We start from the raw sequence: 26,075 nt of genomic DNA on the forward strand, positions 1-26,075 counted from the left end.
TCGGCCGGTTCCTGCACACCCGCCGGGCGCTGGTACGGCCCGAGGAGGTGGGGCTCCCGGGCGGCGGGCCCGCCGGGTGCCGGGGCTGCGCCGCGAGGAGGTCGCGATGCCCGCCGGCATCGGCTCCGACTCCTACCTGCGGCTGGAGCAGGGACGTGACCGCAACCCGTGCGTGCAGGTCCTTCAGGCCGTCGCCGGCGTGCTGCGGCTCGACGCCGACGCCACCGCCCACCTCGTCGGCCCCGCCCAGGACCGGCCCGGCTCGTCTTCCAGGCCGAGCCCAGCAGCCGCAGCGCCGAACTGCTGGACATCCTCGGCCGCCTCGCCGCGGCCCCGGGCGAGCAGGCCCGGCCGGGCGGCGCGCAGGAACGGATCGAGGAGCAGCAGACCCCGCCCGGTTCAGAACTCCTCGTGCCGCTCCGGATCCCCGCCGAGCCGGCGCGGAGAGCGGTGGCCGATCGCCGCCAGCTCGCCGGAGTCCAGCTCGAAGCCGAAGAGGTCCAGGTTGGCCCGCTGCCGCCCGGGGTCGGCCGATTTCGGGATGGGCAGCGCGCCGATCTGGAGGTGCCAGCGCAGCAGCACCTGCGCCGGGGTCACCCCGTGCGCCGCGGCGACCTCGGTCACCGCGGGATCGTCCAGCAGCCGGCTGCCCCGGCCCAGCGGGCTCCAGCTCTCGGTGACGATGCCCTTGTCCGCGTGGAAGGCGCGCAGCTCCTCCTGCGGGAACAGCGGGTGCAGTTCGATCTGGTTCACCGAGGGCAGCACGCCGGTCTCCTTCTCCAGCCGCGTGACGTGCTCCGGGGTGAAGTTCGAGACGCCGATCGAGCGGACCAGCCCGTCCTCGCGCAGCTTGATCATCGCCTTCCAGGAGTCGGCGTACTTTCCGACCCGGGGGTTGGGCCAGTGGATCAGGTACAGGTCCACGTACTCCAGGCCGAGCCGCCGCCGGGACTCCTCGAAGGAGGCGAGGGTCTCCTCGTAGCCGTGGTGGCGGCCGGGCAGCTTGGTGGTCACGACCACCTCCTCGCGTGGCACGCCGCTGCCCGCTATGCCCCGCCCGACACCGGTCTCGTTGCCGTAGTTCGACGCGGTGTCCACCAGCCGGTAGCCCAGGCCGAGCGCGGAGCGTACGGCCCGCTCGGCCGCCGGGTCGTCCAGCGGCCAGGTGCCGAGGCCGATGGCGGGGATCGTCGTACCGTCGTTGAGCGTGTGCGCCGGAATGCCGTTCACGATGGGACCTTCCCTCGACAGTGTCGTCCCCCCAGCCTCACGGATAGGGTGAGCAGTGATCAACCGGACGGGTGGGGAGAGGGCAGCGGACGGCATGGGCGGCGGCGCGGACAGCATCGGCACGGTCGGCGGGCGGCCGACCTCACGGGATGTCGCGCGGCTCGCCGGCGTCTCGCACACCGCCGTGTCCTTCGTCTTCAACGGCCGCGCCGAGGGCAACCTCTCGCCCGCCACCCAGGAGCGCATCCGGCAGGCCGCCGCCCAGCTCGGCTACCGCCCCGACCCGGTCGCCCGCGGCCTGCGCCGCCGCCGTACGGCCGTGATCGGGCTGGTCACCGACGAGATCGCCTCCTCCCCGTTCGCCGGGCGGCTGCTGCGCGGAGCCATGGAGACCGCCTGGGACAGCGACCACCTCGTGCTCACCATGGACTCCGGCGGCGACCCGGCCAAGGAGGACGCGGCCGTCGCCGAACTCCTCGACCGGCGCGTCGACGGCATCATCTACGCGGCCATGTCCCTGCGCCGGGTCCGGGTCCCCGAGGGCCTGCACCGCACCCACTCGGTGCTCGCCAACTGTCTGCCCGAGGACGACTCGCTGCCCGCCGTCATCCCGGCCGAGCGGGCCGGCGGGCGCACGGCCGCGCGGCTGCTGCTGGAGGCCGGGCACCACCGGCTCGCCGTGGTCGGCGGGCAGGACGACATCGCCTCCGTGGAGCGGCTGCGCGGCTTCCGGGACGCGCTGCGCGCCGAGGGCGTCACCGTGCCCAAGGAGTGGGTCGTGCGCACCGGGGGCGAGATCACCGGCGGCCACGAGGGCGCGACCCGGCTGCTCGACGGCGTCGGACCGCACCGCCGGCCCACCGGGATCTTCTGCTACAACGACCGGGTCGCGGCAGGCGTGCTGCATGCCGCGACCCGGCTCGGGATCGCCGTACCCGGCGGGTTGTCGGTGGTCGGCTACGACGACCAGGAACACATGGCCGCCTACCTCACCCCGGCCCTGACCACGGTCGCGCTGCCGCACCGGGCGATGGGCGAGGCGGCGGCCCGGCTGCTGCTGGACGCCATCGACACCGGCCGCACCCCGCCCGCCACCGTACGGCGGCTGGCCTGCCCGGTGGTCAGCCGCGCCTCGGTGGGACCTGCTCCCACGCGCTGACCTCGGCGTCCCCGGCGACCTCCAGCTCGGCGACGTCGTCCGGTCGGCGATAGACCCGCTCGGTCACCGTCGCCCGTTCCCCGACGAAGAGTTCCAGCAGCGAGCCGTCCACGAGGACGCGGACGCCGAGGGCCGGGCCGCGCGGGACGCGCACCGTGACCGGAGCCGATCCCTCGGCTCCCTTGCGGGGCCAGCCGCCGCGGTCCAGGACGACGGTGCCCGCCGCCGGGTCCAGCCGGACCGTGAGTACCCGGTCCGCCGCCCGCAGCAGGGTGACGGCCGTGGGACCGTGCGCGGTGACCGTGAGGTCGTACGACACCGGGAGCGGCACCCGGCCCGGCGCGGTCGCGAACGGCTCGGGCGCGCGCAGGAGTTCCAGCTCCGGTGCCGGTGTCACCCGCAGCGAGCCGTCCGGACGGACATCGACCACCCGCGGCGCGGTGAGCGTGCCCGCCCAGCCCGCCGCGAGCACCTCGGGTGTCTGGCGAGCCTCCCACGACCAGCCCCACATCAGGGCCCGGTCGTCGTCCTGGCGGACGGCGGGGGCGTAGAAGTCCCTGCCGTGATCGAGCCGGTCGGCGGTGCGGGTGGTGAACCGCAGTCCGCCGTTCCCGTCCGCCTCCAGACGGCCCGTCAGGTACGCGGTCGAACAGGGAGCACCGTCCCACAGGGACACCACCAGCACGTGCGCCTCGCCGCTCGTCCCGAACAGCTGCGGGCACTCCCAGCCGACCGCCTTGTCACCGAACGCACCGGCGGCGACCGGGTCGTGGCCGTCCAGCAGGACGCCGGCGAACCGCCACGCGGTCAGCTCCTCGCAGTCGTACAGCAGGACCGACGGGGTGCCGTCCGCGTGGCCCGCGCCGACCAGCGCCCAGCGCCGCCCGGAGTGCCGGAACAGGAACGGGTCGCGGAACATCACCACGTCCAGCCCGGCCGGCGGCGCCGTGACCACGGGTTCGGGCAGCGGGTGCCATTCGAGGAGCCGGTCGTCCGCGGGGTCTGCCGCGCGGGCCAGGCAGATGGTGCCGAGACCGGTGTGGGTGCGGCCGACGCCCGTGTACACGGCCGTGGGGACGCCGCCGTCGTCCACCACACAGCCCGACCAGCAGCCCGCCTGGTCCGGGCCGCCCGGGGTCGGGGTCAGGGCGATCGGATGGTGCTCCCAGCCCACCAGGTCGGGGCTGGAGACATGCCCCCAGTGAACGTTCGCGTGCACCGGCGCGACCGGGTTGTGCTGGTAGAAGAGGTGATGGCGGCCTCGCCAACGGAAAGGTCCGTTGGGGTCGTTGATCCAGCCCGCGGGCGGGCGGACCCGGAAGCGGGGGGCGATCGGGTCCGGGGCGGGTCCTGCGAGGCTCAACGGTTGACTCCTGCCGAGGTGATGCCCTCGCGCAGAGGGCGCTGGCCGACGACGAACACGGCGACGGCGGGGATCATCGAGAGCACGACACCGGCGAGGACGACGGAGATGGAGCCGGTGCCGAGATTGCCCTGCAGGGAGACCAGGCCCAGCGGGAGGGTGTAGTTCTGGCCGGAGGTCTCCAGGATCAGCGGGCGGAAGAACTCGTTCCAGTGGTAGTTGAAGGCGAGCACGCCGACGATCGCCAGGCCCGGCCGCGCGAGCGGCGCGTACACCGACCGGAAGATCCGCCAGGGACCGGCGCCGTCCAGCATCGCCGCCTCGCCGAGGTCCTTGGGCATGCCCAGGAAGTACTGGCGCATGAGGAAGGTGCCGAACGCGGTCGGGAACGCCGGAATGATCAGACCTAGGAGCGTGTCGGTCAGACCCATCGACTTGAGCACCAGGAACACCGGGACGATCGTGACCTGGAGGGGGACCATCATGGTCGCCAGGACCAGACCGAACAGCGGCTTCCTGAAGCGGAAGTCGAGCCGGGCGAACGCGTAACCGGCGAGACCCGCGGTGATCATCTGGCCGACCGCGATCAAAGCGGTCACGAGGGTCGAGTTGAGCGCCAGCAGCCACACGTCGATCTGGTCGAAGACACCGCGATAGGCGGCCGTGCTCGGATGGGCCGGAACGATCTGCGGGGGCAGACTGAACGAGTCCGCCGGAGTGCGCAGCGAGGTGGAGACGGTCCACACGACCGGACCGAGCGTGAGCGGGGCGCACACGGTCAGCCCGGCGATCCGCGCCCACGGCCCGAGCGCGTACCGGGCGCGGTCGAGGGACAGGTTTGCCCGGCTCGTCAGGGTAGCTTGGCTCAAGGGGATCACCCGGCTCACTGGTAGTGGACGAAACGCCGGCTGAGCCGGAACTGGACGGCGGTCACCGCCATGATCAGCACGAACAGCAGCACGCCCACCGCGGACGCCTCGCCGAACCGCAGCTGCTCGAAGGCCTTCTCGTAGATGACCATCACCACCGTGCGGGTGGAGTCGCCGGGCCCGCCGTCGGTGAGGACATACGGCTGCTCGAAGACCTGCAGGGCGTTGATGATGCCGACCACCGAGGCCACCAGCAGGGTGGGGGAGAGCAGCGGGAGGGTGATGGCGAGGTGCTTGCGCAGGCCCGTCGCGCCGTCCAGGGCGGCCGCCTCGTGGATCTCCTTGGGGATGTTGTTCAGACCGCCCACGAACAGCAGGAACGAGAAACCGAACTGTTGCCAGACGTACACGATGATCACCGTGGCCATCGCGCCGTGCTCGGAGGTCAGCCAGGGCACGGGAGCGATCCCGAACAGTCCGATCAGCCAGTTGACCACTCCGAAGTCCTGGTTGAACAGGTACTTCATCACGACGGAAATGGACGCGGCCGACAGCACGAGCGGGAAGAAGAACGCCGAGCGGAAGACCGAGCGCAGCCAGGCGGGCATGCGGCCGTTCAGCGTGAGTGCGAGCGAAAGAGCGATCAGCAACTGCGCGGCGACCGCGAGCACCATGAAGACGAGCGTGTTGCGGAAGGACACCAACACGGTCGAATCGGTGAACACCTCGCGATAGTTGGCCGTCCCGGCGAAACCCGGCGAGTCGATCACGTTCCAGTGGAAGAGGCTCAACACGACCGAGCCGATGATCGGTACGACCGTGAAGACCACGATCCCGACGACGGTCGGGGCCAGGAACAGCGCCGCCAGCAGCCGTGTGCCCCGCTCGCGCGCCGAACGCCGCACGGCCGCCGTGTGCGAGGTCGCGGCCCGGGCCGGGGCGGTGGCGATCCGGGGGCCCGTCGTGTCCGTCGTGTCGGTCATACGTCACGCTCCATGGCCTTCTCCAGATCGCCCTGCATCCGCCGCAGCGCGGGCCCGACCGAGCGCGGGCTCGCCAGGGCCGTCCCGGTGTGCTTCAGCAGCACCTGGGTCACCTCGGCGACCTGCGGCGGGGCCGGAATGGGACCGGTGTCGGGGAACTTGTCGAGGGTGTCGTAGAAGACCCGCCAGTGCGCCGGGCCGGTCTGCCGATAGCGGGCTGCCGTCAGCATCGAACGGCGGGCCGGGGTGGTCTGGTTGGTCGAGAACAGCTCGGTCAGGGTGTCCAGCCGGGCCGAGTACTTGATGAACTCCCAGGCCGCGTCCTGCTTCTTGGACGTGCGCAGCAGCGCGTAGCCCGCCGCGCCGAACTGGTGCCGCTGGGTGCGCCAGCGCGGGAAGTACGTGACGTCGAAGGCGTCGTCGCGCATGCCGGCCAGATGCAGACCGCCCGCCCAGAAACCGCCGGCGGGCGTCACCCCGACCCGGCCGGTGGAGAACACGCCGATGAGGTTCTGGCCGTTGCCGCCCTCGGGCCGGGTGCACAGCCCCTCCTGGATCAGGGCGGCGAGATAGTCGTACACCTCCTCGGCCCGGGCGTTGGTCGCCTGCGGGGTCGTCCAGCGGAAGCCGCCCCCGCGCCCCTGCCGCTGCGCCGCCGGATAGAAGGCGTCCCAGAGCCAGCGGCCGCCGGGCGCCCTGGACTCGGCGAGCAGGTTGGTGCCGTTCGCGAACAGCCAGGGCACCACCCCGCCCCACAGCCGGTTGGTCCAGAAGTACGGCGTGAAATGGGAGTCGTTGGCCTTCTTCATCCGGCGCAGCAGGGCGGTGAAGTCGTCCCGCGTCCAGCCGTCCGCCGGGAGGTCCGCGCCCGCCCGTTGCAGCACCCGTGAGTTGAGGTACATGTCGGCCGCGTTGAACTCGATCGGCAGCTGGTACAGGCTGCCCTCGTACATCATCGACTCCACCAGCGAGGGATGGACGTCGGCGAAGTACTCCTTCAGTTCCGCTGCGTCCCGCTTCACCCAGCGGTCCAGCGGCACGCCCAGGTGCCGGGCGAACAACTGCACCCCCTCGGTGGCCACGTAGACCAGGTCGGGCGCGGTGCCGGCGGCGATCTGCGTGAGGATCTTGGCGAAGAAGTCCGGCCAGTCCACGGCCTGTACCGCGTTGATACGGACCTTGATGTCGGGGTGCAGCCTGCGGAAGCCCGCGACCAGCGCGCGGATTCCGTCCGGGGAGAACGCGGAGCCCAGGGTCGCGACGACCAGCGAGCCGTCGTTGCGGCCCGGAATGTCCGCTCCGGTGAGTCGGTCCCAGCTCGCGGCGGTACCGGCGAGGGCCGCGGCCCCCGCGCCGTAGGCGCCGTACCGCAGCAGTGCGCGGCGGGAGAGGTGCGAGTCGGTCATCCAGGGTGCCTAACTCGTGTTAGTCAACGTGAGATGCCCCAGATGATGAGAAACGTGTTACGCCCCTGTCAAGGTGCGGGAACACTTGACCTTTAACGAGTTAGGTCCCACAGTCCTGGTGCCATGAGTCGTCACGAGAGGACCGATGCGTGATGCGCGGCCCGACCAGAAGAGCCCTCTTCGCCGCGACCGCCGCCGGAGCCGGCGCGGCACTGCTGCCCGCGACACCCGCCGGGGCCGGGCCGCGGCCGCGTCCCAAGTCGGCGCCGGGGTGCCTGAGTTACCGGGCGGACTACCACTTCACGGTGCCCGGCCAGTGGAAGAACGACCCCCAGCGGCCGGTCTGGATCAACGGCGAGTACCACTACTACTACCTCTACAACGCCGACTACCTCGCCGGGGGCGAGGTGGGCACCGCCTGGCGCCTGGCCACCAGCACCGACCTGGTCTCCTTCACCGACCGGGGGATCGCCGTCCCCAAGGACACCACCGTCAACGGCGACGTCTGGTCGGGCTCGGCGGTGGTCGACAGCGACAACACGGCCGGATTCGGCGCGGGCGCGGTGATCGCCGTCGTCACCATGTCACCCGGCGGGGGCACCGACCACCAGGAGCAGTTCCTGTACTACTCGACGGACGGCGGCCGCACCTTCACCAACTACGGCACCGACCCCGTACTGGCCAGTCCGGGTGCGGGCGCCGACTTCCGCGACCCGAAGGTGATCCGCGACGACGACCACGACCGCTGGGTGATGGCCCTCGCCGAACGTGACAGGATCGGTTTCTACCACTCCACCGACCTCAAATCCTGGACCTCCGCAGGCAGTTACCTCAAAGATGGCGTCGGTGTGCTCGAGTGCCCCGACCTGTTCCGGATCACCGCCGACGACGGCACGGCGAAGTGGGTCCTGGGGGCGAGCGCGGACGGCACGAGGTCCGGGCAGCCCAACACGTACGCGTACTGGACCGGCTCCTTCGACGGCAGTTCGTTCACCCCCGACTCCGCCGACCCGCAGTGGCTCGACCACGGCTGGGACTGGTACGCGGCGGTCACCTTCGAGAAACGGGGGACGGACGGGCAACCGGACCCGACGGCGCGGTACGCCCTCGGCTGGCTCAACAACTGGGCGTACGCACAGACCACACCCACGATCGACGCGGACGGCTTCAACGGCACGGACTCCGTCGTCCGCGAGATCACGCTGAAGAAGTCCGCATCGGGCGGTTACCACCTCGCCTCCGCGCCGGTCGCCGCGCTCGACTCCTATGTCTCCCGCACGGTGAACCTCGGCGACCTGACCGTCGACGGCACCCGGCTCCTCGATCACCGGGGCGTCTCCTACGAGCTGACAACCGAGATCACCTGGTCCCAACTCAGTGGAGCGGGCGTCCAGTTGCGCCGCTCACCCGACGGCGGGCGGCACATCGACGCCGGCGTCTGGAGCGACTACGCGTTCCTCAACCGGCGCGGCACCGTGAACCCCGACACCAGCGGCAACCGGCAGGAGAGCCGCACGCCCTTCGACCCGGGCGCCGGCCGGGTGAAGCTGCGCATCCTGGTGGACCGCACCTCCGTCGAGATGTTCGTCGACGACGGCCGGTACGTGCACTCCAGCGAGGTGTTCCCGTACCTGGTGGACGACCGGCTGGCCCTCTTCACGGCCGGCGGTACGGCGGTGTTCCGGAACACGGTCGTCCGGGAGTTCGCCGTGTGAGGTCCGGGGTGCCACGATCTTGGGTGGAGCCGGTTCGGACGAGGACGGGAGCGCGCATGACGACGCACAGGGCCACCGCGGAGCAGGCGGAGCGGGGCGAAGGCGTGGAGGTGAGGGTGCCAGGCGTGGAGGTGAGGCCGGCCGCCGGGCACATCGGCGCCGAGATCACCGGGGTCGACCTCGCCGGGCCGCTGGACGGCGCCGTGGTGGCCCTGATCCGGCAGGCCGTGCTCCGCTGGAAGGTGGTCTTCTTCCGCGGGCAGAACCTGGACCACGCCGGGCACGTCGCCTTCGCCCGCCGCTTCGGTGAACCGGTCGTGCTGCCGCGCCGCGGTCCGCACTCGCCGCCGGACTTCCCGGAGGTCGAGACGACGGCCGACCGGCTGGAACTGGGCGTACGCTACGGCATGGAGCGCGACGAGTGGCTGCACCGCCGCCGGCGCACCCTGCTGCGCGGCTGGCACTGCGACTACGGGACCCGTGTCGACCCGCCGGCCGCGACCGTCCTGCGCGCCGATGCCGTCCCGCCCTACGGCGGTGACACCACCTGGGCCAACCTGGCCGCCGCCTACGCCGGTCTGTCGGCGCCGGTCCGGGCCTTCGTGGACGGACTGCGCGCCGAGCACCGACTCGGCGTGGGCTACCAGCCCCGGCCCGGAGACGACGCCTACGTCCGTCACCTCCTGGACCACCAGGTCGTCTCCGAGCACCCCCTGGTGCGGGTGCACCCGGAGACGGGGGAGCGGGTGCTGTTCGTCAACGGCTACTACGTGGAGGAGATCGTCGGACTCTCCCGTCCGGAGAGCACGGCGATCCTGGAGATGCTGGTGGAGCAGGCGGTCCGCCCCGAGTACACCGTCCGCTTCCGCTGGGAGCCGGGCAGCGTCGCCTTCTGGGACAACCGGGCCACCATCCACCTCGCCCCCAGCGACCACGCCCACCTGGGCCACTCCCGGATCATGCACCGGGTGATGCTCGCGGGGGACGTGCCGGTGGGGGTGGACGGCAGGCGGTCGGAGGCGGTGGTGGGCCCGGAGCCGGGCCGCTGGTGAAACAGGCTCGGGGCGGCGGGCCTTTGGGGTGGAACCCGGAGCCGTCAGCCGTCAGCCGTCAGCCGTGAGGCCAACGCTGTCAAGCGGTCAGGCCGGCGGCCGTCAGCCGAGAAAGCGTCAGCCGACGGCCCGTCGGCAAGCGGGGCGGGTTGAGACGGCCGGCACCGGACGGCGTTCGTCTCCCCGACCCCCGGACCGAGGCGCTCGCCTCAGCGCGTCGGCTGCCAGCCCAGGGCCGGCCCCAGCCTCGTCGCCATGTCCGTCAGGATCTGTACGTAGTCCTCGTGTTCGAAGGTGAAGGGCAGCGCGAAGGCGACCTCGTCCACCTCCCGGAACGCGGCGTGCGCGCGCAGCCGGTCGGCGATTTCCGCCGAGGTGCCGACCAGGTCCGCAGCGAACAGCAACCGGCCCGGCCCCTGCGGTGAGGCCGTGCGGGGCAGCCGCTTGGCCGCGTACGCCTCGTACTTGGCGCGCTGCTCCGGGCTCGCGGAGTCGGTCGGTATCACGACCAGCCCCTGCGAGACCCGGGCCGCCTCGCCGTCCGGGTGATGAGCGCGGAACTCCTTGATGAGGGACAGCTGGATCCCGGCGAAGTCCCAGGGCCCGTCGGGCTGTTCCGCCTTGACCACGCTGCTGGTCAGGAAGTTCATGCCGTGCTCGCCCGCCCAGCGCGCCGAGCCGAGGCTGCCGCCGCCGTACCACAGCCGCCGTCCCAGCCCGGGGGAATGCGGCTGGACCACGTCCGAGAACACCTCGAAACCCTCGACCCCGCTGAAGTCGCTCGCAGGCTTGCCCCGCACCAGGTCCAGCAGCCGCCGCACCCGCTCGTAGGAGAAGTCCTCCGTGTCGGCCGTGTCCGGGTACAGGGCGTCCTTGATCTGCTCGAAGTGCATCGGCGGGCCCACGCTCACGCCCGGGTTCAGCCGGCCCCCGGACAGGATGTCCACCGTCGCCAGGTCCTCGGCGAGGCGCAGGGGGTTCTCCCAGCCCAGCGGGGTCACCGCGGTGCCCAGTTCGATGCGGCGGGTGCGCTGGGAGGCGGCGGCGAGGACGGCGACCGGGGAGGAGATGCCGTGCTGCAGATGGCGGTGGCGCAGCCAGGCGCTGTCGAAGCCGAGCCGCTCGCCCAGTTCGATGATCTCCAGCGTGGACTCGTGGCCCCGGCCCGGGGCCGCCGGGTCGAACAGGCCGATGGTGAGGAAGCCCAGCTTGCGCAGCGGGCGGGGAGTGGTCGGCACGGGCTCCTCCAGCGGTCGTACGTCGCGTCGCCCTTCGATTCTGGCAGGCGAGTGTGACAACCGTGTGATCACTTCAGCGGGATGACGACCTCGTCCTCGACCGGCGGGTCGATTTCCTGCGCCCGGTTGCCGGTCGCGGCGAAGCAGCGCAGCCGGACCGCCTCCGGAGCGACGTCCAGCCGCAGGAAGCACTTGAAGAACGGCGGGCTGTAGGTGGCCGAGCTGGGTGAGAACAACTGGGTGTAGGCCCTGCGCACGGGCAGCCGGAACCGGGACGTACGGTCCGGGCGGCCACCGGTGCCGAGGAGGCTCGCGACCAGACGGGTGCGCCGGGTGATCCGGGCGTCGGGGGCGGGCTTGCGGCCCGGCTCGATGCCGAGGCGCTCGGCGACGACCGCCATCGCCTCCGCCTCGGTCAGGGTGAAGAAGCGGCGCAGCCGGAGCCGGTGGCCGTACAGACGGCTGTAGAAGGCCAGGGAGTCGCCGCGCAGCGGATAGCAGCGGAAGTCGCGCTCGGTGACACCCGCGACCGAGATTCGCGGAATGGTGTGCGTGGCGTGCATGAACGCGCCGCCGCCGCCCGCGACCACGTACTGGATGGTGCGGCCGTCCACGTCGACCGGGTAGCGCTGGTAGTTGTGGATGTCGCCGCCGATCGAGGCCACATAGTGGTGCTCCGGATCCCGGACGATGTCGTCCACCGTGCCCCCGCCCTCGATCGCGCACGGGTGGTGCTCGCCGTCGACGTACAGCGGTGACCCGGTGAGGAGGATCTTCGGCCGCGGTCCCCGGGAGACCTCGCGCAGCCAGGCACCCTGTTCGGCGTCGATCGTGCCGAGCAGACCGGTGTCGATGCCGACGATCCGCAGCGGACCCGCGTCGATCGCCCAGTACGGTCCCGGCTGCACGGCCTGCTGACCGGGTGCGGAGCGCAACCTGCGGGCGGCAGCGAGCCGTTGCTCGTCGGCGGGCCGGGGCCGGTGCCACAGCAGGGACCGCCACCAGGCGCGGCCGAGCGGGCGCGGCCGGGGCTCGGGGTCGAGCGGCGGGGTGTCGTCGCAGAAGACGCGCATGAAGGCGCCGAGATCCTCGTACCAGTCGTGGTTGCCCGGTATCGCGTATATCGGGGCGGGATAGTCCTGGTAGGGCCGGAAGAACTTGCTGTCGTAGTCGTCGGTGCTGCCGACCGGATAGATCACGTCACTCGTGATCACCGCGAAGTCTGTTCCCTGACTCGCCTTCAGGAAGCCTGGCACGACGGCGTACTGGGGGTCGTCTCCCTCCCCGGTGTCCCCGATGACCATGAAGGAGAACCGGTCGCCGTCCGCCCGCTCGATCACCTTGTCGGAGGGCGCCCCGACCGCCTGCCGGCGTGCCACCCAGCGGCTGCGGGTACGACCCGTCGGGTCGCCGAACCAGGACGCCAGCACGCCGTTGCGGGCAGCCCACAGAGTGCGTGGATTCAGCCACGACAGCTTCTCGACATGGTCCGGCATCAGCTGCTTGTAGACGCCGGGCTCGGCCGAGCCCCAGCCGGCGCCCTGTGCGGTATCGCGCGAGGAGTCAGACACACCGTGCACGGTAACAACGCATCGGCGGACGGAGGTTGGCGGGGCCTCGGCAGGTACGCTGTGAAGCCGTTCGGGGAGAGGGGCAGGCAGACATGGAACTCGGCTTCACCGGACGGGTCGTGGAGTGGCGGGGGCCGGCGCCGTACTACTTCGTCCCCGTGCCGGACGCGGAATGCGCCGACATCCGTGACGTGGCCGCGCTGGCCAGTTACGGCTGGGGAGTGATCCCGGTCGAGGCCAGAATCGGCGGCACCGACTTCACCACGTCCCTGTTCCCCAAGGACGGCGGATACCTGCTGCCGCTCAAGAGCGCCGTGCGCCGGCCGGAGGGACTCGCGCCCGGTGACGAGGTGACCGTCGCGATGACCGTACGTCTGTGAGCCCCTGGCGCGCCCCGGTCACCGTGACCCGACCGGTCACGGTGACCGGGCGACGGGCCGGTGCGCCCGCTGCTCGGTGCCGGTGGTCATCTGACGACCGGCTGAGCGGCGCCCGGCGGTCCCGCAACCCGGCAGTCGGCCCGGGGGCGGGACCCTCGCATGTCACCTCGTGCGTCAGCTCAGCGGATCCAGCGTGAGATACGCCTGCTGCGGGCTGCCGTCGTGCACCAGCGACTCCTGGTTGCCGACGTCGTCGAAGGCGAAGCCGTAGGCCTTGCCGTCGGCCATCTGCGCATGCACCGCACGCGCGTACTGGTTCGTGACCGGGTCCTGGTAGAAGTCGGCCGTGGAGGTGTCCGGCTGGTTCGGGTCGACCAGCAGGGTCGAGCGGTTGAAACCGGCGCACAGCGTACGGGAGATGGGGCCGCGTACGTCGTCGTTGGGTGCGTCGAGCAGCTTGTGGCAGCCGAAGACGCTGTCCGCGTCGGGCTTCTGGAAGCTGGTGACCACGGCACCCGAGGTGTTGGTGAAGTTCATGACGTTGCCCGAGACCCGGCCGTAGTACTTGGTGTTCGGCTGGTCGGCGAACGGTGTGACGGTCAGCGTCGACGTCGTGTACTTCTGCCAGACCCGGTTGACGTAGTCGTCCATCACACTCGCCGGCAGGGCCCCGGTCTCCACGCCGTACAGCGGTGACAGGGCGCGCAGCACCGTGCCGTCGGAGCGGGTCTGGATCAGGCCGGACCAGCCGCCCGACCGGCTCCGCAGCGCGTTGAAGAAGCCGTTGTACCCACCGGACTTCAGGTGCCCGGTGGTGATCACGCTGCCGTCGGAGCGCTGCACGCCGACCGCGTACGGCGCGGAGAACATGTCCACCTGGGTGCTGTTGAGCCACAGTCCGGAGTCGTTGAGGGTGTACTCGGACCAGTTGAACAGGATGTTCCGGTTGGGGTCGGAGGGGTTCTGCACGGCCGGCTGCACCAGGCCGCCGGTGGTCAGCCGGAAGTCGAGCTTCTGGCCGTAGGAGAAGTAGATCCGGCCGGAGAACTTCGGTATCCGGATGGTCTTCGACTGTCCGGGGGCCGGGCCGGCGATCGACGCGTCCGGGGCGGGCGTCGGCGGGTTGCCGCCCGCCGGCCAGGCGTGGAAGCCTCCGTTCGCGTCGGCCCAGCCCTGCTGCCCGGAGGACAGCTGGGTGCCGAGGTCGTAGACGTAGACCGGTTCGGAGCGGCCCGAGTTGTTGGTCAGCTTCAGCGCAATGGTGTCCGGTACGGCGGCGCCGGCGTGGTCCGGCGCGCCGAAAGCGAGCACTCCGCCGACGAGGGCTGCGGCTGCCGCGAGTGGCAGTGCGGGGCGTGTGAGCCTGTGCGGCACTCTCCACCTCCGTGTGGGGTCGGGGTCGTACGGATATTGGTCCGTACCTGTTTGAGAGCGCTCTCAGGCTCGTACCGAGACGCGTGCATGTCAATGCGACGAGCGGAGTGACTTACGGCGCCCACCATGGGCAGGCGCCGTGAACCGGTGTCAGAAGGTACGGTCCAGCAGGGCCAGCAGGGCCGCCCAGTGCCGCTCGTCGGCCTCGCGGTCGTACGCCGTGGTGTCCGCCTGCGTGTAGCCGTGCCGGGCGCCCGGGTAGACCTCGCAGGTGTGCCGGACGCCGGCCTCGGTCAGGGCCTTCTCGAAGCGCTCGATCTGCTCCGGGGGCAGCGAGGGGTCGTTGTCGGCGTGTCCCAGGTACAGCTCCGCCGTGATGCGCGGGGCACCCAGGTGCGGGCTGGTCGGATCGTCGGTGGCGAGTGCCGTGCCGTGGAACCCGGCCGCGGCCGCCACGCGGTCCGGATGCGCCGCCGCCGTCCACAGGGCGAGCCGGGCGCCCATGCAGTAGCCGGTGAGCGCGACCGGCCCGTCGGCGACCAGCGGGCTGTCGGCCATCCAGCGCAGATAGGCGGCGGAGTCCCGCTCGATCAGGTCCTGGGTCAGCGAGAACACGATCGGGCCGAGCCGCTCCCAGATGGTCGGGTCGGCGCCCGGGTCGATGAACTCGGGCAGCTCGACGACCGGGGCCCGGCCGAGGCGGTAGGTCACATTGGGCACCAGCACCGTGTAGCCGGCGGCGGCCAGCCGGTCGGCCATCGACTTCAGGTGCGGGCGCAGGCCGTAGGCGTCCATGTAGAACAGCACGCCCGGACGGGGACGTCCGTCCGCGGGGTGGACGAGGTAGGCGTCGGCGACGCCGTCCTCGGTCCGGATGTCGAGGTCGGTTCCCTGGACATCGGTCATGGTGGAGAGGCCTCCCTGGGGGAACGGGCGTCGGGCGGCGGTTGCCTCTGGCGCCGGGACTACCACCCATGCTGTCACGCAAGATCGGCGACGCCGCACCCGGTGGGCCGCACCCTCACTCGAAACGGCCGGTGTCCCCGGCGCCGCGCCGGACGATCTCCGCCTCGCCGCCGGAGAAGTCCACGACCGTCGTCGGCTCGGTGCCGCACTCGCCCGAGTCGACCACCGCGTCCACCACGTGGTCGAGCCGGTCCTTGATCTCCCAACCCTGCGTCAGCGGCTCCTCCTCGTCCGGCAGCAGCAGCGTGCTGGACAGCAGCGGCTCGCCCAGCTCCGCCAGCAGGGCCTGGGTGACCACATGGTCGGGGATGCGCACGCCCACGGTCTTCTTCTTCGGGTGCAGCAGCTTGCGCGGCACCTCGCGGGTGGCCGGCAGGATGAAGGTGTAGCTGCCGGGCGTGGACGCCTTCACGGCCCGGAAGACGTCGTTGTCCACCCGGACGAACTGGCCGAGCTGCGCGAAGTCCCGGCACATCAGGGTGAAGTGGTGCCGGTCGTCCAGCCGGCGGATGGAGCGGATCCGGTCCATGCCGTCCCGGCTGCCCAGCCGGCAGCCCAGCGCGTAACAGGAGTCGGTCGGGTATGCGATGAGCGCCTCCGAGCGCACCGCGTCGGCGATCTGGGCGATGCTGCGCGGCTGCGGATTGTCGGGGTGCACGTCGAAGTACTTCGCCATTCACCGAGCTTATGCCGTCAGCGGCCGACGGGCGTGCACCGCCGGTTCCGTGTGGGGGACTTTGACCCGGGTACGGCTTCGACCGCCCGCCGGAAAGTCCTGTGCGTACTTCCCGGAATTCGGGGCATGCGACCCGTGAGCCGTCCGAGGCCTCCCCCCCTTGGCCCCGGACGCCATTGTCTCCGCCGGCCGCCCACCCCCCCGGGCCGCCGGCGGAGCGGTGTCCGGCGCGGGGTCACCGCCTCGTCGGGTAACGTGCGGGTGCGTAAGCCCAGGTCAACTCGGAGGCGAAGAGAGGGGCACGTGGCCGGCCGACCGGAGGGGGGCCCGGCGTTCCAGGAGCCGTACGGCGGGGACGACGCCTGGGCGCAGGAGCTGCTGGACCAACTGCGGCCCGCCGGGCGCGATCCGCGCCGGCTCGTCGACTGGCTCGCCCGGACCGTCGGCGCGTCGGTGTGCCTCCAGGACGACCGCGGTGGCCTGCTCGCCGGTGAGCGGCTGCCGCTCGACCCCGCCGTGGTCGCCGACGTCGCCGCCGGCCGGGTCTCCGCCGCGTCGCTCGACGACGGGGTACGGCATGTCCGGCTGGTCGGGATACCGCATCCGGGGCCCCGCCCCGCGGCGGGCGCCGTCCTGGCCGTGGCCCGCCCGGAGCCCTTCGACCGGCGCACCACCGAGATCCTCGGCCACACCGTCGGCGTACTGGAACTGCTGCTCAGAGAACGGGAGTCGGCCGAGTCCGGGCGGCGGCTGCGGCGGGCCACGGCCGATCTGCGGCTGGCGATCCTGCAACTGCTCATGGTGGAGGACACCGTCTCCGCCCGCCGGGTCGCCGCCGGGCTGTGGCCGGGCCTGCTGGAGCAGGACAGCGCCCGTGTCTTCGTCCTCGAGGACACCGCCGTGGAACGCGACCGGCTCGCCGACGCGTGCCTGGACGCCACCGAGGGACGGGCGCTCGTCGTGCGCTGCCCGGCGGTGGACGAACACGTCATCGTCGTCGGCCCGTACGCCGAGGTGGGGGAGCGGCTGCGGTCCCTCGTCGGCGACCGGCCGGGCACGTTCCTCGGCGGCAGTCCCCGGCAGAGTCTCGCCCTGACCGCCACCGCCTACGGACAGGCCGTCACCGCCCTCGCCATGGCCCGCTTCCGGACCGACCGGTACGCCGTCTACGCCGCCCGCACCCGCCCCGCACAGCTCATGGACCCCGCGGCGCTGCGGTCCTGGGCCGCCGCCGTGCTGCGCCCGCTCGACCGGCTGCCGCACCATGTGCGCGCCGAACTGCTCGCCACCACCCGGCTGGGCCTGGAGTTCACCGCCGTGAACGCGGCCAAGGTGCTCGGCGTCAGCCGCAACACGGTCCGCGCCCGGATGGACCGGGTCGCCGCACTGCTCGGCGCCGACCTCTCCCGGCTGCCCGTACGCGCCCTCGCGCACGCTGCCGTCAACACCGAAGCCGCACACGGTCCGTACGACCTCTCGGGCGGCGCACCCGGTCCGCCGACCCGGACCCGGCTCACCGGGCTGCTCGCCACGAGTGCGCTGCGCACCTGGGCGGAGGGGCTGCTCGGCCGCCTCGACGAGGACGGCCGGGATCTGCGCGGCACCCTGCGCGCCTGGACCCGCGCCGACGCGCACGCCGAACGCGCCGCCCAGGCAGTCGGCGTACACGCCCAGACCGTGCGCGAGCACGTCCGGGCCGCCGAGCCGGTCCTGGAACGCCGGCTCACGGCCGGCGGCACCGACCTGTACGAGGTCGTCCTCGCTCAACTCGTCACCGGTGAGCTGCCCGTGCCCGAGCTCGGCGTGCCCGGCTCCGGCACGGCGAACCCGGACCAACCGGACGCGTCTGTGCACCGGTGAGTCGCGTGCGGGCCCTGCCGGGCACCGGTGCACTGGCCCGTGTCCGGCAGCGCACGTAGCTTCGGCTGTCGGCGGGGCACGACCGGAACGGGGGACCGGTCGCGGCCCCGCCTTCCGGCTCGGGCCTGGCGAGCGGGTGCCTCATCCGGTACGGGCGACCGGCAGGTTGTAGACGTGAGCCGGGGAGATGATCTTCGTGATCGCTTCGCCCAGCGCGGTACTGGGCTCCTGGGACCGGTAGCCGGTGTCGGTGTCGAGGAGGGCGACGAGCGTCGTCCGCGTCGAGGGCAGGTAGACCGTCAGGGACTCGTAGCCCGGCAGGGAGCCGTTGTGGCCGATCCATCCCTGCACGTCGAAGATGCCCAGACCGTATCCGGCGCCCCTGATCGAGCCCGTCTGCGGTGTGGTCAGCCGCTGCTGCTGCGTTGCGGCACCGACCATGCGCGTCCCGTCCGGGAACCGCCCCGTGGCGACCGTGGGCGCCCAGACGCGCAGATCCTGGAGGTCCGAGATCATCGCGCCTGCCGCCCAGCCCCAGGAGGGGTTCCAGTCGGCCGCGTCGGCTTCCTCGCCGTTCGCCGTCTGCCGGGTGTAGCCCTGCGCGTGCGGGGTGGGGAACTCGTTGCCGGCCGGGAAGAGCGTGTGCTTCATGCCGGCCGGATCGAGGACGTGCTGCTTGAGGTAGTCACCGAGGTGCTGCCCGCTCTCCTTCTCCACCACCAGACCGAGCAGGATCAGGTTGGTGTTGGAGTAGAAGAACTTCTGCCCCGGCGGGAACAGCACCGGATGCCGGAAGGAGTAGGCGAGCAACTGATGTGGCGTGAAGGACCGTTGGGGGTTCGAGGTGAGCGCCTTGTAGAAGCCGGGGTCCTCGGAGTAGTTGAACAGTCCGCTGCGCATGCCGGCCAGCTGACGCAGCGTGATCCTGTTCCCGTCGGGAACTCCGCCGACGTACTTTCCGATCGGGTCGTCCAGGCCCACCATCTTCCGGTCCACCAGTTGCAGCAGCGCGGTCACGGTGAACGTCTTGGTCTCGCTGCCGATGCGCAGGTACAGGTCCGGCGCCATCCGCCGGCCGGTGCTCCTGTCGGCGACCCCGAACGAGCGGACGTAACTCGGCTGTCCCGGCGTCCAGATGCCGACGGTCACACCGGGGAGCTGCGCCTCGCGCATCACCTTGCGCACCGCCGCGTCGAGTTGGCGTGCCACTGCGGGGGTGAGGTCACGGACGGCCGCCCCCGGGGGAATCGGGCTGGGTGAGCCGGCGGCGAGGGCGGCCGGTGCGGAGGCCGGGGACGCCCATCCGGGCCCCGCGGCCACCGGTGCCGTCAGTGTCCCCACCGCGACGGCGACCGCGGCCCCCCTCAGCAGGCGTGCGGACGTACGCGACATGGGCTGACTCCAAGCACGTGAGAGCCGGGCGTGCGCTGAGCGGGACGTCGGAGCCCTGACCCACCCAGCATAGGAGCGCCCTGCCCGCCCTGCCCGCCGGGCGCAGCGGGCGGCCACCCCCTCGCCGCCCGCCGGCGGGATGTTTGTCCGACAGGCGGAAGGCCTCGTTCGGGCGATGGCCTCACCCGACCCGGTGAGCCTGCGGGGCCGGCCGTAGCGGGGACGGCCGACGGGCGTTGCCCCGGCATGAACCGCTTGGATCCGGCGTACCGCCTGGACCGGCTGGAGCGGCTGGACCGCCTGCGCCGGACGGGCCGCTCGGCGCGGGCGGACCGGGCCCGGGAACCGATCTACGCCGGCCTCGTCGCCGAGTGGCGGGCGCAGGGGCGCACCGTGCCCGCGGAACCCGACGCGCCGTCGACCGCACTCGCCGGGGCCGGCTCCGGGGCGCGGCCCGCGCCCGAACACGCCTGAACCGTCACTGCCCGCACAGCGGCGCGAGGACGGCGAGGGTGCCGTTGGCCTGCCGCAGCGCCTCCTCCAGGACGCCGGGCGAGTGGAGTGCGCCGGAGCCGTCCGGCGGCACGAGCCACTCCAGGAAGCGCGCGGGCCGGTACGGCGGCGGTACGGCGACCCAGGCCCCCTTGGCCGCGTACCGCAGACCGGCTCCGACCCAGCCCCCGGAGGGGTCCGGCGGCAGGAAGAACCCGACCCGGCCCACCGCCGTGTCGACCAGCGTCGGGCCCGGCACGGGCATCCCGGGCCGCCACAGCAGGTCGAGCGTGAGCAGGCCCAGCCGCTCGGGGACGCTCACCACGTCCCAGAAGCGGCCCGCCTCCAGCAGCGCGATGCCCTCGCCGTGATCCCACTCCCGCTTGCAGGAGCGCGGGTCGGCCGCCGCGGCGGCCAGCCACTCCACGCCCCGCATCCACATCGTGTTCGTCATGCGTCGCTCCGGGTGTCCTCGTCCGCCTGCCCTCGGCATATGCATGCTCGTAGATATTTCTACGCGGCGGAAGGGGTGGCGAGGCCTGGCGTTTCTGCCGGGACGTTCGAACTCCGGCTGTGGGTTCGTCAGTTGGGAAGGGGAGACGCGTCACCCGTACGGGGTCGGGCTCTGGGCGGCACGATCGATTCAGCGCGGGCACCGCCCGCCCCGGCGACGTCGGTGCCCCGTCCTCACCGACGAGGCGTTCGCCCGGATGACCAAGCTCTCCGAGCGCTTCGAGGCGGGTGTCCGGGCAGGCATCGAGGGCCACCTGCTGCCGTGGTCCGTGATCGACCGGGCCATCGTGCGCGAGCTGAAGACCGACGGCCGCATCGCCTACGCAGACCTCGGTCCGAAGCTCGGCCTGCCCGCCTCGGCGGCCCGGCAGCGGCTGCAGCGCCTGCTGGACTCCTCGATCTGTTCGCCGAGGTGGTCGCCCCCGGCCCGAAGGCCCTGCTGGACTTCGTCAACGACGTGGTACGGCCCCTGGAGGGCGTCCGCGAGATCCAGTCGTTCCCGTACTTCGGCATCCACACCCACCGCTTCCTGTGGGACGTGGGCTGACCGGCGGGGCGGTCAGGCGGCCGGTGGTGCGGGGGCCAGCACCAGCATGGTGACGTCGTCCCGGACCTCGTAGCCCCGCCGTACGAGGTCCGTCCACACCGCCCCGGGGAGCTCGGCGGGCGATGTGCCGGTCAGGGCGGCCAGCCGTGCGGGCAGCGGATAGAAGACGTCGTCGGCGTCCCGCGCCTCCCAGACCCCGTCGGAGGCCAGGAAGAGCCGGTCACCCGGCCCGAGCGGCACGGTGACCTCCTTGGGCGGGTCGACGCCGACCAGCCCGACCCCCAGCGGCGGCCCCGGCACGACCGTCACCTCCAGGGCATCCTTGTCGTGCAGCAGCACGGGCGCCGGATGACCGCAGGCCACCACCCGCACGGCACGCCCGTCGGCGGAGAACTCCAGCAGCACCCCGGTGGCGAACAGCTCCGCGTTGCGCACGCCCGCCGAGTCCATCGCCAGCCTGCGATCCATCCGCGCGGCGACCGACTCCAGGTCCGGCTGGTCCAGCACCGCCTCCCGGAACGCACCCAACAGCGACACCACCGTCGCCATCGCCGACAGCCCGTGCCCCTGCACGTCCCCCATCACCGCACGCACACCGTACGGCCCGTCCCGTACGTCGAAGAAGTCCCCGCCCACCAGCGTCCCGTCCTGCGCGGCCCGGTAGAAGCCCGCGCAGCCCACGCTCCCGACCCGGTCCGGCAGCGGCGGCATCACGGCGCGCTGCACGGCCTCGCCGATCGCCCGCTCCGTGTCCAGCTGGGCGTCCCGGCGACTGCGCACATAGGACACGAACACACTCAGCACGGCCACGAACACGATGCTGAGCAGATCGGTGTTGCCGGGGCGGTTGAGATGGGTGGCGGGGATGTTCAGCACCGCGACCACCCCGACACCGAGCACCGCGGTCGCCAGCGGACCGTACGACAGCACCGCCAGCGGCGGAATCGCGCCCAGCAGGAAACCGGCGTCCCGCGCGTCCGGAGTGATCACCGTGGCCGTGGTGAGGGCCACGAGCAGCAGCACGGGCAGCACCCGTATCCACCGCGGCGGCGGCGCGCCCCGCAACCAGCCGCGATCCTCCAGGTCCCGATGCGACGACCCGCCGCGCACCGATCTCACATCCCCAAGCTACGCCGCCCTCCGCATGGGGGCCTCCCCCGAGGGCACCGGTGCCCTGGTCCCGGCTCCGGTCGGCGAAATCCGTGGACGCCCCGGCGGCGGCCCGCACAGCCTGGGTGCGGCACGCCCGAGCCGGACGGAAGGAGGCGAGCGTCCTGGCCACTGTCATCCTGCGCTCCCGCCTCCCCGTCACCCGGGTGTGCCACGTCTGACCGGGAGCGCCTCCCCACCGCCGCACTTGCATGACCATGCCGGTCATCCGCACGCTCGACGCGAGCACCACGCACCTTTTCCACACCATGCCCGACCCGCCGGCGTTCCGTGACAAGCACCGGAGCACCCGCTTCCGCCCCGAGCGGCAGCACATCGCCGTACGCGACGGCCGCACCGTGGCCCGCGCCGCCTGGTGGGGCCGCCCCGAGGACACCGAGCCGTTCCTGATCAACTGGTTCGACGTGGTCGAGGGCGAGGAGGAGGCCGGGGCCGAACTCCTGCGGACGGCGCCCTGGCAGACCGCCGAACTGGAACTCGACCTGCCCGCCGGCCGGTGCACCGGCCCCCGGCTGCGGACCGCCGTGGACCTCCGGGCCGTCGCCGCGCGCGGCCGGCTACATGCCGCTGGTGGAGCGCTTCCTGTACCGCTGGACCCCGGACCGGGGCCTGCCCGAGCGCCCCGGCCGCCTCGTCTTCGCCGCCGAGCCGGACGACACCGTGTTCCGCGGCCTGCTGCGCCGCATCCACTCCGTCACCCTCGACCCCCACGCCCGCCGGGCCCTCGAACAGGGCGGGCCGGACCGGGCCGCACACGTCACCAGGGCCGGCTTTCCCGTCGTACGGGAGTGGATCAACTTCTGGGCCGATCGCGTTGTCAGTGCCGGATGACATGCTCGGTGTCGGTGGTGATCGACCGTGAGACGGGGGGGAGGATCCATGACACCCGAGCGATCAGTCGGCCGGCCCCAGGTCCCTGCTCTCCGTCAGGCGGGCCTGCGCCGTTGCCAGGATCTCGGTGACACGGAGGCCGAACGCGGCGTCGCAGGCATGGGAGCGGCCCGTGCGAGCGGCCGTGAGCAGGGCGTCCGTGGCGCGGGCGAGCGCGGGGACCGCTCCTTCGGAGCTGCCCGGCATCAGCGCCACGCCCGCCTCGCCCCGCAGCTCCACATCGGCCCCGGCCGCCGCCGGCGGCGCCGTCAGGCTCAGCGTGAGCGTGCTCGACGCGCCGGTGGCATGGTCGAGGACCAGATGCACGGTGTCCGCCGGACCGTGCGCCGCCGCCACGACCTGCCGTACGTCGCCGAGGACCGGCAACAGCACCGACAGGGCGTGCGGACCGACGTCCCACAGCGCCCCCTTCTCCCGCCGCCAGGGCGAGGCCGCGAACGGGCTGTCGGAGGTGAACACGGCGCCCAGCCACTGCGCGCGGGCCGTGAACCAGCCCGCCACGGCCGCCTGTTCCTCGATCCAGGCGTCCGGCTCCTTCTGGAAACGGGCGGTGAAGAACACCACCGAGGCCACCCCGGCCCGCTCCACTGCGGCCACGACGGACCGCCCCTCGGCCACCGACACCGCGAGCGGCTTGTCCAGCAGCAGATGACGGCCCGCCCGAGCCGCACGCACCGCCAACTCCGCCTGCACGGACGGCGGCAGGGCCACGGCCACGGCGTCCACCTCGGCCAGCAGCGCGTCCACGTCGTCGTATGCCGGGACGCCGTACTGCTCGGCCAGCGTGGTGGCCGCCTCCGGACGGCGGCCCCACACCCCGGCGAACTCCACGCCGGGATGCCCGGCGAGAGCGGGGGCGTACGCCGCCCGGGCCCAGGGACCCGTCCCCAGCAGTCCGATACGCATGTGGCGTTCCTTTCTCCGAGCCGATCCCCGCACCTTCAAGAGCCTGCGCTCCGGTCGCCCCCCGCACACCCGCCGTCCGGATCCCCGTCCGCGGCAAGCCACTTGGCGATGGAGGCGGCGATGGGCTGACCTGTGTCCATCTCGACGAACCCGAACTGACCCGACTGGTTGCACTCCAGGAACCACCAGATCCCGTCGGCGTCCTCGGCGAAGTCGAATGCGCCGTAGGCCAGTTCCGCGCCCCTCATGTACCGCCGTACGCCCTCGGCGACGCGCGCCGGCACGTCCGCCGGGAGCCAGGGAGAGACCGACGGGGCGAAGCGGACGTCCACGTCCTCCGGGTGGGCGTCCGGGTCGGCCGGCTTGCGCGCGGCGAGCAGCGCCTCGCCGACGACGGTGAGCCGGATGTCGGCCCGCTTGGTGATACGCCGCTGCAGCAGCGTCGGACCGAAGGCCACCGCCGAGAAGTCGGCGTCCGGCGCGACCCGGCTGGTCGGCACCGCGCGCGGCGGCTCCTGCGGATGCGCGCCGGACACCGGCTTGACCACCAGATCCGGGAAGCGCTCCGCGAACTCCCGGGCCGCCTGCGGGAAGGTGGTGATCAGTGTGGCCGGCACGGCGAGGCCGCTGCCCTGGGCGAGGTGCAGCTGCCAGGGCTTGTGGCGGGCGCGGCGGGCCGCGTCCGGATGGTTCATCCAGCGTGCGCCGGTGGTGCGCAGCATGCCGTACAGCGCCTGCGCCGACTCCTCGGTCAGCCAGGCGGACGGCTGGGCGGCGCGGGCGGCGGCGTCACCGGGCCTGCGCACCCAGACGGAGCGCAGGCCGCCCATGCTCACCAGGCGCCCGCCGACGGACAGATGCCCGCGGTAGGCGCCCTGCACGTACTCGCCCGACAGCGCCACCCCGTTGGTCAGGTCGGCGGGGTCGAGCCGGACCACGGGCACACCGGCCTCGCGCAGCCGGAGGACCACCATGTCCGCCGTCACGTCCTCTTCACTGGTCAGGATGAGCACGGTCATCTTCCAGGGCCCGCGTTCAGTCGTCGAAGTGCGTCTTGGAACCGGCCGTCGAGGTCGTGGTCCCCAGAGCTCTCAGGGTCGCGTGGTCGGTGGCGGCGATCCGCCCGTCCGGGAGGACGTTCAACTGCAGTCCGGAGTCGTACGCATACGGAGTGGTGACGTCCAACTGCACAGCGGGGCGCGCGTAGTTGAGCGTGAACGGTTGCATGGTCTCTCCCTGATTCGGCTTTCACGTCCTTATACGAATCGAACGGGTGGTTGGTTTCCTCACGCTGAGTAACCACAGCTCGGAGGGGTGCCCCAACCACCGCAGGACGGTGTGCCTGCATGGCCGATGACGCCGATGAGGCCCAGGACGTTGCACCGCGCGACGGAAAGGGGCGGTCACCCCGTGAGCGACAGCGCGCTCCGTGCGACCGTCAACGCCTGTTCCGCATATCCGCGTCCGAAGAGCACGGCGTGGACCAGCAGCGGGAACAGCTGGTGCACGCCCACCCGGTCGCGCCGGCCGGGCGCGAGCGGCGCCGTCTCCTCGTACCCCGCGAGCACCCGGTCCAGGTGGGGGCAGCCGAAGAGCTGGAGCATCGCCAGGTCCGTCTCCCGGTGTCCGCCGTGCGCGGCCGGGTCGATGAGACGGACCTCGCCGTCGGCGCCCCACAGGACGTTCCCGTTCCACAGGTCGCCGTGCAGCCGTGCGGGCGGCTCGGCGGGCCCCGCCAGGTCCGGCAGTCGCGCGCAGACCCGCTCGAACACGGCCGCCTCGCCCGGGCGGAGGGTGCCGCGGTCGACCGCGCCGCGCACATACGGCAGCACGCGGTGCTCGGCGTACCAGGCGGGCCAGTCGCCGCACGGTGTGTTGCGCATGGGGGCGAGGCCGATGAACGCGTCCTCGGGGCCGCCGGGCGGCGGAGCTCCGAAATCCGAAGCACCCGCGGCGTGCAGAGTGGCCAGGGCCTGGCCGAAACGATGCGCTGCCGCGGGGTCCGGCGGCCCGGTCGGCACCCGCTCCATCACCATCCAGCGTTCGTCGTGACCGAGCACCGCCGGCACCCGGACCGCGTCCGCCGCGGCCAGCCAGCGCAGCCCCGCCACCTCCGCGCGTACGGCCCCGGCGGCGTCACCCCGTTTGACCACCACCGACCTGCCGTCGTCCAGGGTCACCCCGGCCGGCGATCCCGAGCCCGCCCGTGCGCCGGTGACCGGACGTCCGGTGAGCCGGGACGCCACCTGCGCCGGATCCTCGCGATCCTCGTGTCCGCTGACCACGGCCCCAGCGTAGGTCCCGCAACAGAGTTCCGCGGTA

At 72.4% G+C, this 26,075-nt stretch carries 23 protein-coding genes and 2 pseudogenes; 8 read left to right on the forward strand and 17 right to left on the reverse strand.

The genetic code is table 11. The annotated features are described in order from the left end of the window. Window positions 1-399: 399 nt before the first annotated feature. The gene (locus tag ACWC2T_RS20700; RefSeq protein ID WP_450671797.1) at window positions 400-1,230 is read right to left on the reverse strand and encodes an aldo/keto reductase; all 831 of its coding nucleotides are present in this window, start codon (window positions 1,228-1,230) and stop codon (window positions 400-402) included. 94 nt (window positions 1,231-1,324) lie between these two features. On the opposite strand from ACWC2T_RS20700, the gene ACWC2T_RS20705 reads away from it, so the two are divergent. After that, window positions 1,325-2,389 (forward strand): LacI family DNA-binding transcriptional regulator, encoded by a 1,065-nt coding sequence (locus ACWC2T_RS20705; RefSeq protein ID WP_450671898.1) that lies wholly within the window; start codon window positions 1,325-1,327, stop codon window positions 2,387-2,389. Here ACWC2T_RS20705 and ACWC2T_RS20710 read toward each other — a convergent pair. From ACWC2T_RS20710 to ACWC2T_RS20725, 4 genes are read right to left on the reverse strand one after another with little or no spacing between them, the layout of a single operon-like run. Then, the gene (locus ACWC2T_RS20710; RefSeq protein WP_450671798.1) at window positions 2,352-3,752 is read right to left on the reverse strand and encodes a glycoside hydrolase family 32 protein; all 1,401 of its coding nucleotides are present in this window, start codon (window positions 3,750-3,752) and stop codon (window positions 2,352-2,354) included. The genes ACWC2T_RS20705 and ACWC2T_RS20710 overlap by 38 nt on opposite strands. Next, window positions 3,749-4,588, reverse strand: coding sequence for a carbohydrate ABC transporter permease (locus tag ACWC2T_RS20715; protein ID WP_450671899.1), 840 nt, complete (start codon window positions 4,586-4,588; stop codon window positions 3,749-3,751). Before ACWC2T_RS20715 ends, ACWC2T_RS20710 begins: the two co-directional genes overlap by 4 nt. 47 nt (window positions 4,589-4,635) lie before the next feature. Continuing rightward, complete coding sequence (locus ACWC2T_RS20720) at window positions 4,636-5,604, reverse strand: carbohydrate ABC transporter permease (RefSeq protein ID WP_450671799.1); 969 nt, start codon at window positions 5,602-5,604, stop codon at window positions 4,636-4,638. Continuing rightward, window positions 5,601-7,010: an extracellular solute-binding protein gene (locus ACWC2T_RS20725; protein ID WP_450671800.1), complete on the reverse strand. Its 1,410-nt coding sequence runs from the start codon at window positions 7,008-7,010 to the stop codon at window positions 5,601-5,603. The genes ACWC2T_RS20720 and ACWC2T_RS20725 overlap by 4 nt, the downstream gene beginning before the upstream one ends. 152 nt (window positions 7,011-7,162) lie before the next feature. Between ACWC2T_RS20725 and ACWC2T_RS20730 the strand changes: the two genes are divergently transcribed. Both ACWC2T_RS20730 and ACWC2T_RS20735 read left to right on the forward strand, forming a co-directional pair. Beyond that, window positions 7,163-8,725 (forward strand): glycoside hydrolase family 32 protein, encoded by a 1,563-nt coding sequence (locus ACWC2T_RS20730; protein ID WP_450671801.1) that lies wholly within the window; start codon window positions 7,163-7,165, stop codon window positions 8,723-8,725. Window positions 8,726-8,781: 56 nt separating this feature from the next. Next, a complete protein-coding gene (locus ACWC2T_RS20735) occupies window positions 8,782-9,777 on the forward strand; it encodes a TauD/TfdA dioxygenase family protein (RefSeq protein WP_450671802.1) in 996 nt (331 codons plus the stop codon). Window positions 9,778-9,986: 209 nt separating this feature from the next. Here the strand turns inward: ACWC2T_RS20735 and ACWC2T_RS20740 are convergent, their stop codons facing one another. Next, window positions 9,987-11,015: an LLM class flavin-dependent oxidoreductase gene (locus ACWC2T_RS20740; RefSeq protein ID WP_450671803.1), complete on the reverse strand. Its 1,029-nt coding sequence runs from the start codon at window positions 11,013-11,015 to the stop codon at window positions 9,987-9,989. Between the two features lie 68 nt (window positions 11,016-11,083). Further along, complete coding sequence (locus tag ACWC2T_RS20745) at window positions 11,084-12,586, reverse strand: metallophosphoesterase family protein (RefSeq protein ID WP_450671804.1); 1,503 nt, start codon at window positions 12,584-12,586, stop codon at window positions 11,084-11,086. A 92-nt stretch (window positions 12,587-12,678) separates the two neighbouring features. On the opposite strand from ACWC2T_RS20745, the gene ACWC2T_RS20750 reads away from it, so the two are divergent. After that, complete coding sequence (locus tag ACWC2T_RS20750; protein ID WP_450671805.1) at window positions 12,679-12,966, forward strand: DUF1905 domain-containing protein; 288 nt, start codon at window positions 12,679-12,681, stop codon at window positions 12,964-12,966. 174 nt (window positions 12,967-13,140) lie between these two features. On the opposite strand, the gene ACWC2T_RS20755 is transcribed toward ACWC2T_RS20750, so the two are convergent. From ACWC2T_RS20755 to ACWC2T_RS20765, 3 genes are all read right to left on the reverse strand, one after another. Further along, window positions 13,141-14,340, reverse strand: a complete 1,200-nt coding sequence (locus ACWC2T_RS20755; RefSeq protein WP_450671806.1) for a glycoside hydrolase family 64 protein — start codon at window positions 14,338-14,340, stop codon at window positions 13,141-13,143. A 150-nt stretch (window positions 14,341-14,490) separates the two neighbouring features. After that, complete coding sequence (locus tag ACWC2T_RS20760; protein ID WP_450671807.1) at window positions 14,491-15,246, reverse strand: dienelactone hydrolase family protein; 756 nt, start codon at window positions 15,244-15,246, stop codon at window positions 14,491-14,493. A 115-nt stretch (window positions 15,247-15,361) separates the two neighbouring features. Beyond that, a complete protein-coding gene (locus ACWC2T_RS20765) occupies window positions 15,362-15,982 on the reverse strand; it encodes an L-threonylcarbamoyladenylate synthase (RefSeq protein WP_450671808.1) in 621 nt (206 codons plus the stop codon). Window positions 15,983-16,285: 303 nt separating this feature from the next. On the opposite strand from ACWC2T_RS20765, the gene ACWC2T_RS20770 reads away from it, so the two are divergent. Then, window positions 16,286-17,842 carry a helix-turn-helix domain-containing protein gene (locus ACWC2T_RS20770; protein WP_450671809.1) on the forward strand — a complete coding sequence of 519 codons (1,557 nt, stop codon included), beginning with the start codon at window positions 16,286-16,288 and terminating at the stop codon, window positions 17,840-17,842. A 141-nt stretch (window positions 17,843-17,983) separates the two neighbouring features. Here the strand turns inward: ACWC2T_RS20770 and ACWC2T_RS20775 are convergent, their stop codons facing one another. Next, the gene (locus ACWC2T_RS20775) at window positions 17,984-19,234 is read right to left on the reverse strand and encodes a serine hydrolase domain-containing protein (protein ID WP_450671810.1); all 1,251 of its coding nucleotides are present in this window, start codon (window positions 19,232-19,234) and stop codon (window positions 17,984-17,986) included. Between the two features lie 246 nt (window positions 19,235-19,480). On the opposite strand from ACWC2T_RS20775, the gene ACWC2T_RS20780 reads away from it, so the two are divergent. After that, window positions 19,481-19,708: a hypothetical protein gene (locus tag ACWC2T_RS20780; RefSeq protein WP_450671811.1), complete on the forward strand. Its 228-nt coding sequence runs from the start codon at window positions 19,481-19,483 to the stop codon at window positions 19,706-19,708. Window positions 19,709-19,712: 4 nt separating this feature from the next. On the opposite strand, the gene ACWC2T_RS20785 is transcribed toward ACWC2T_RS20780, so the two are convergent. Next, window positions 19,713-20,180, reverse strand: coding sequence for a hypothetical protein (locus ACWC2T_RS20785; RefSeq protein ID WP_450671812.1), 468 nt, complete (start codon window positions 20,178-20,180; stop codon window positions 19,713-19,715). Between the two features lie 316 nt (window positions 20,181-20,496). Here ACWC2T_RS20785 and ACWC2T_RS20790 point away from each other — a divergent pair. Then, a pseudogene (locus tag ACWC2T_RS20790) lies at window positions 20,497-20,786 on the forward strand (Lrp/AsnC family transcriptional regulator). Window positions 20,787-20,798: 12 nt separating this feature from the next. On the opposite strand, the gene ACWC2T_RS20795 reads toward ACWC2T_RS20790, so the two are convergent. Further along, window positions 20,799-21,905: a PP2C family protein-serine/threonine phosphatase gene (locus ACWC2T_RS20795; protein WP_450671813.1), complete on the reverse strand. Its 1,107-nt coding sequence runs from the start codon at window positions 21,903-21,905 to the stop codon at window positions 20,799-20,801. A 242-nt stretch (window positions 21,906-22,147) separates the two neighbouring features. On the opposite strand from ACWC2T_RS20795, the pseudogene ACWC2T_RS20800 reads away from it, so the two are divergent. Beyond that, a pseudogene (locus ACWC2T_RS20800) lies at window positions 22,148-22,748 on the forward strand (GNAT family N-acetyltransferase); the annotation flags it as partial. A 102-nt stretch (window positions 22,749-22,850) separates the two neighbouring features. Here the strand turns inward: ACWC2T_RS20800 and ACWC2T_RS20805 are convergent. The 4 genes from ACWC2T_RS20805 to ACWC2T_RS20820 all read right to left on the reverse strand — a co-directional run bounded on the left by ACWC2T_RS20805 (window position 22,851) and on the right by ACWC2T_RS20820 (window position 25,999). Then, window positions 22,851-23,753, reverse strand: coding sequence for a Gfo/Idh/MocA family protein (locus ACWC2T_RS20805; RefSeq protein WP_450671814.1), 903 nt, complete (start codon window positions 23,751-23,753; stop codon window positions 22,851-22,853). 35 nt (window positions 23,754-23,788) lie between these two features. Further along, window positions 23,789-24,772 (reverse strand): ATP-grasp ribosomal peptide maturase, encoded by a 984-nt coding sequence (tgmB, locus tag ACWC2T_RS20810; RefSeq protein WP_450671815.1) that lies wholly within the window; start codon window positions 24,770-24,772, stop codon window positions 23,789-23,791. A 16-nt stretch (window positions 24,773-24,788) separates the two neighbouring features. Next, window positions 24,789-24,980, reverse strand: coding sequence for a putative ATP-grasp-modified RiPP (gene tgmA, locus ACWC2T_RS20815; protein ID WP_020938095.1), 192 nt, complete (start codon window positions 24,978-24,980; stop codon window positions 24,789-24,791). A gap of 176 nt (window positions 24,981-25,156) precedes the next feature. Then, entirely contained in the window at window positions 25,157-25,999 is an 843-nt protein-coding gene (locus ACWC2T_RS20820) for a fructosamine kinase family protein (protein WP_450671900.1), read from the reverse strand. Window positions 26,000-26,075 lie beyond the last annotated feature (76 nt).

The sequence above is a fragment of the Streptomyces sp. NPDC001393 genome, from assembly GCF_053597455.1.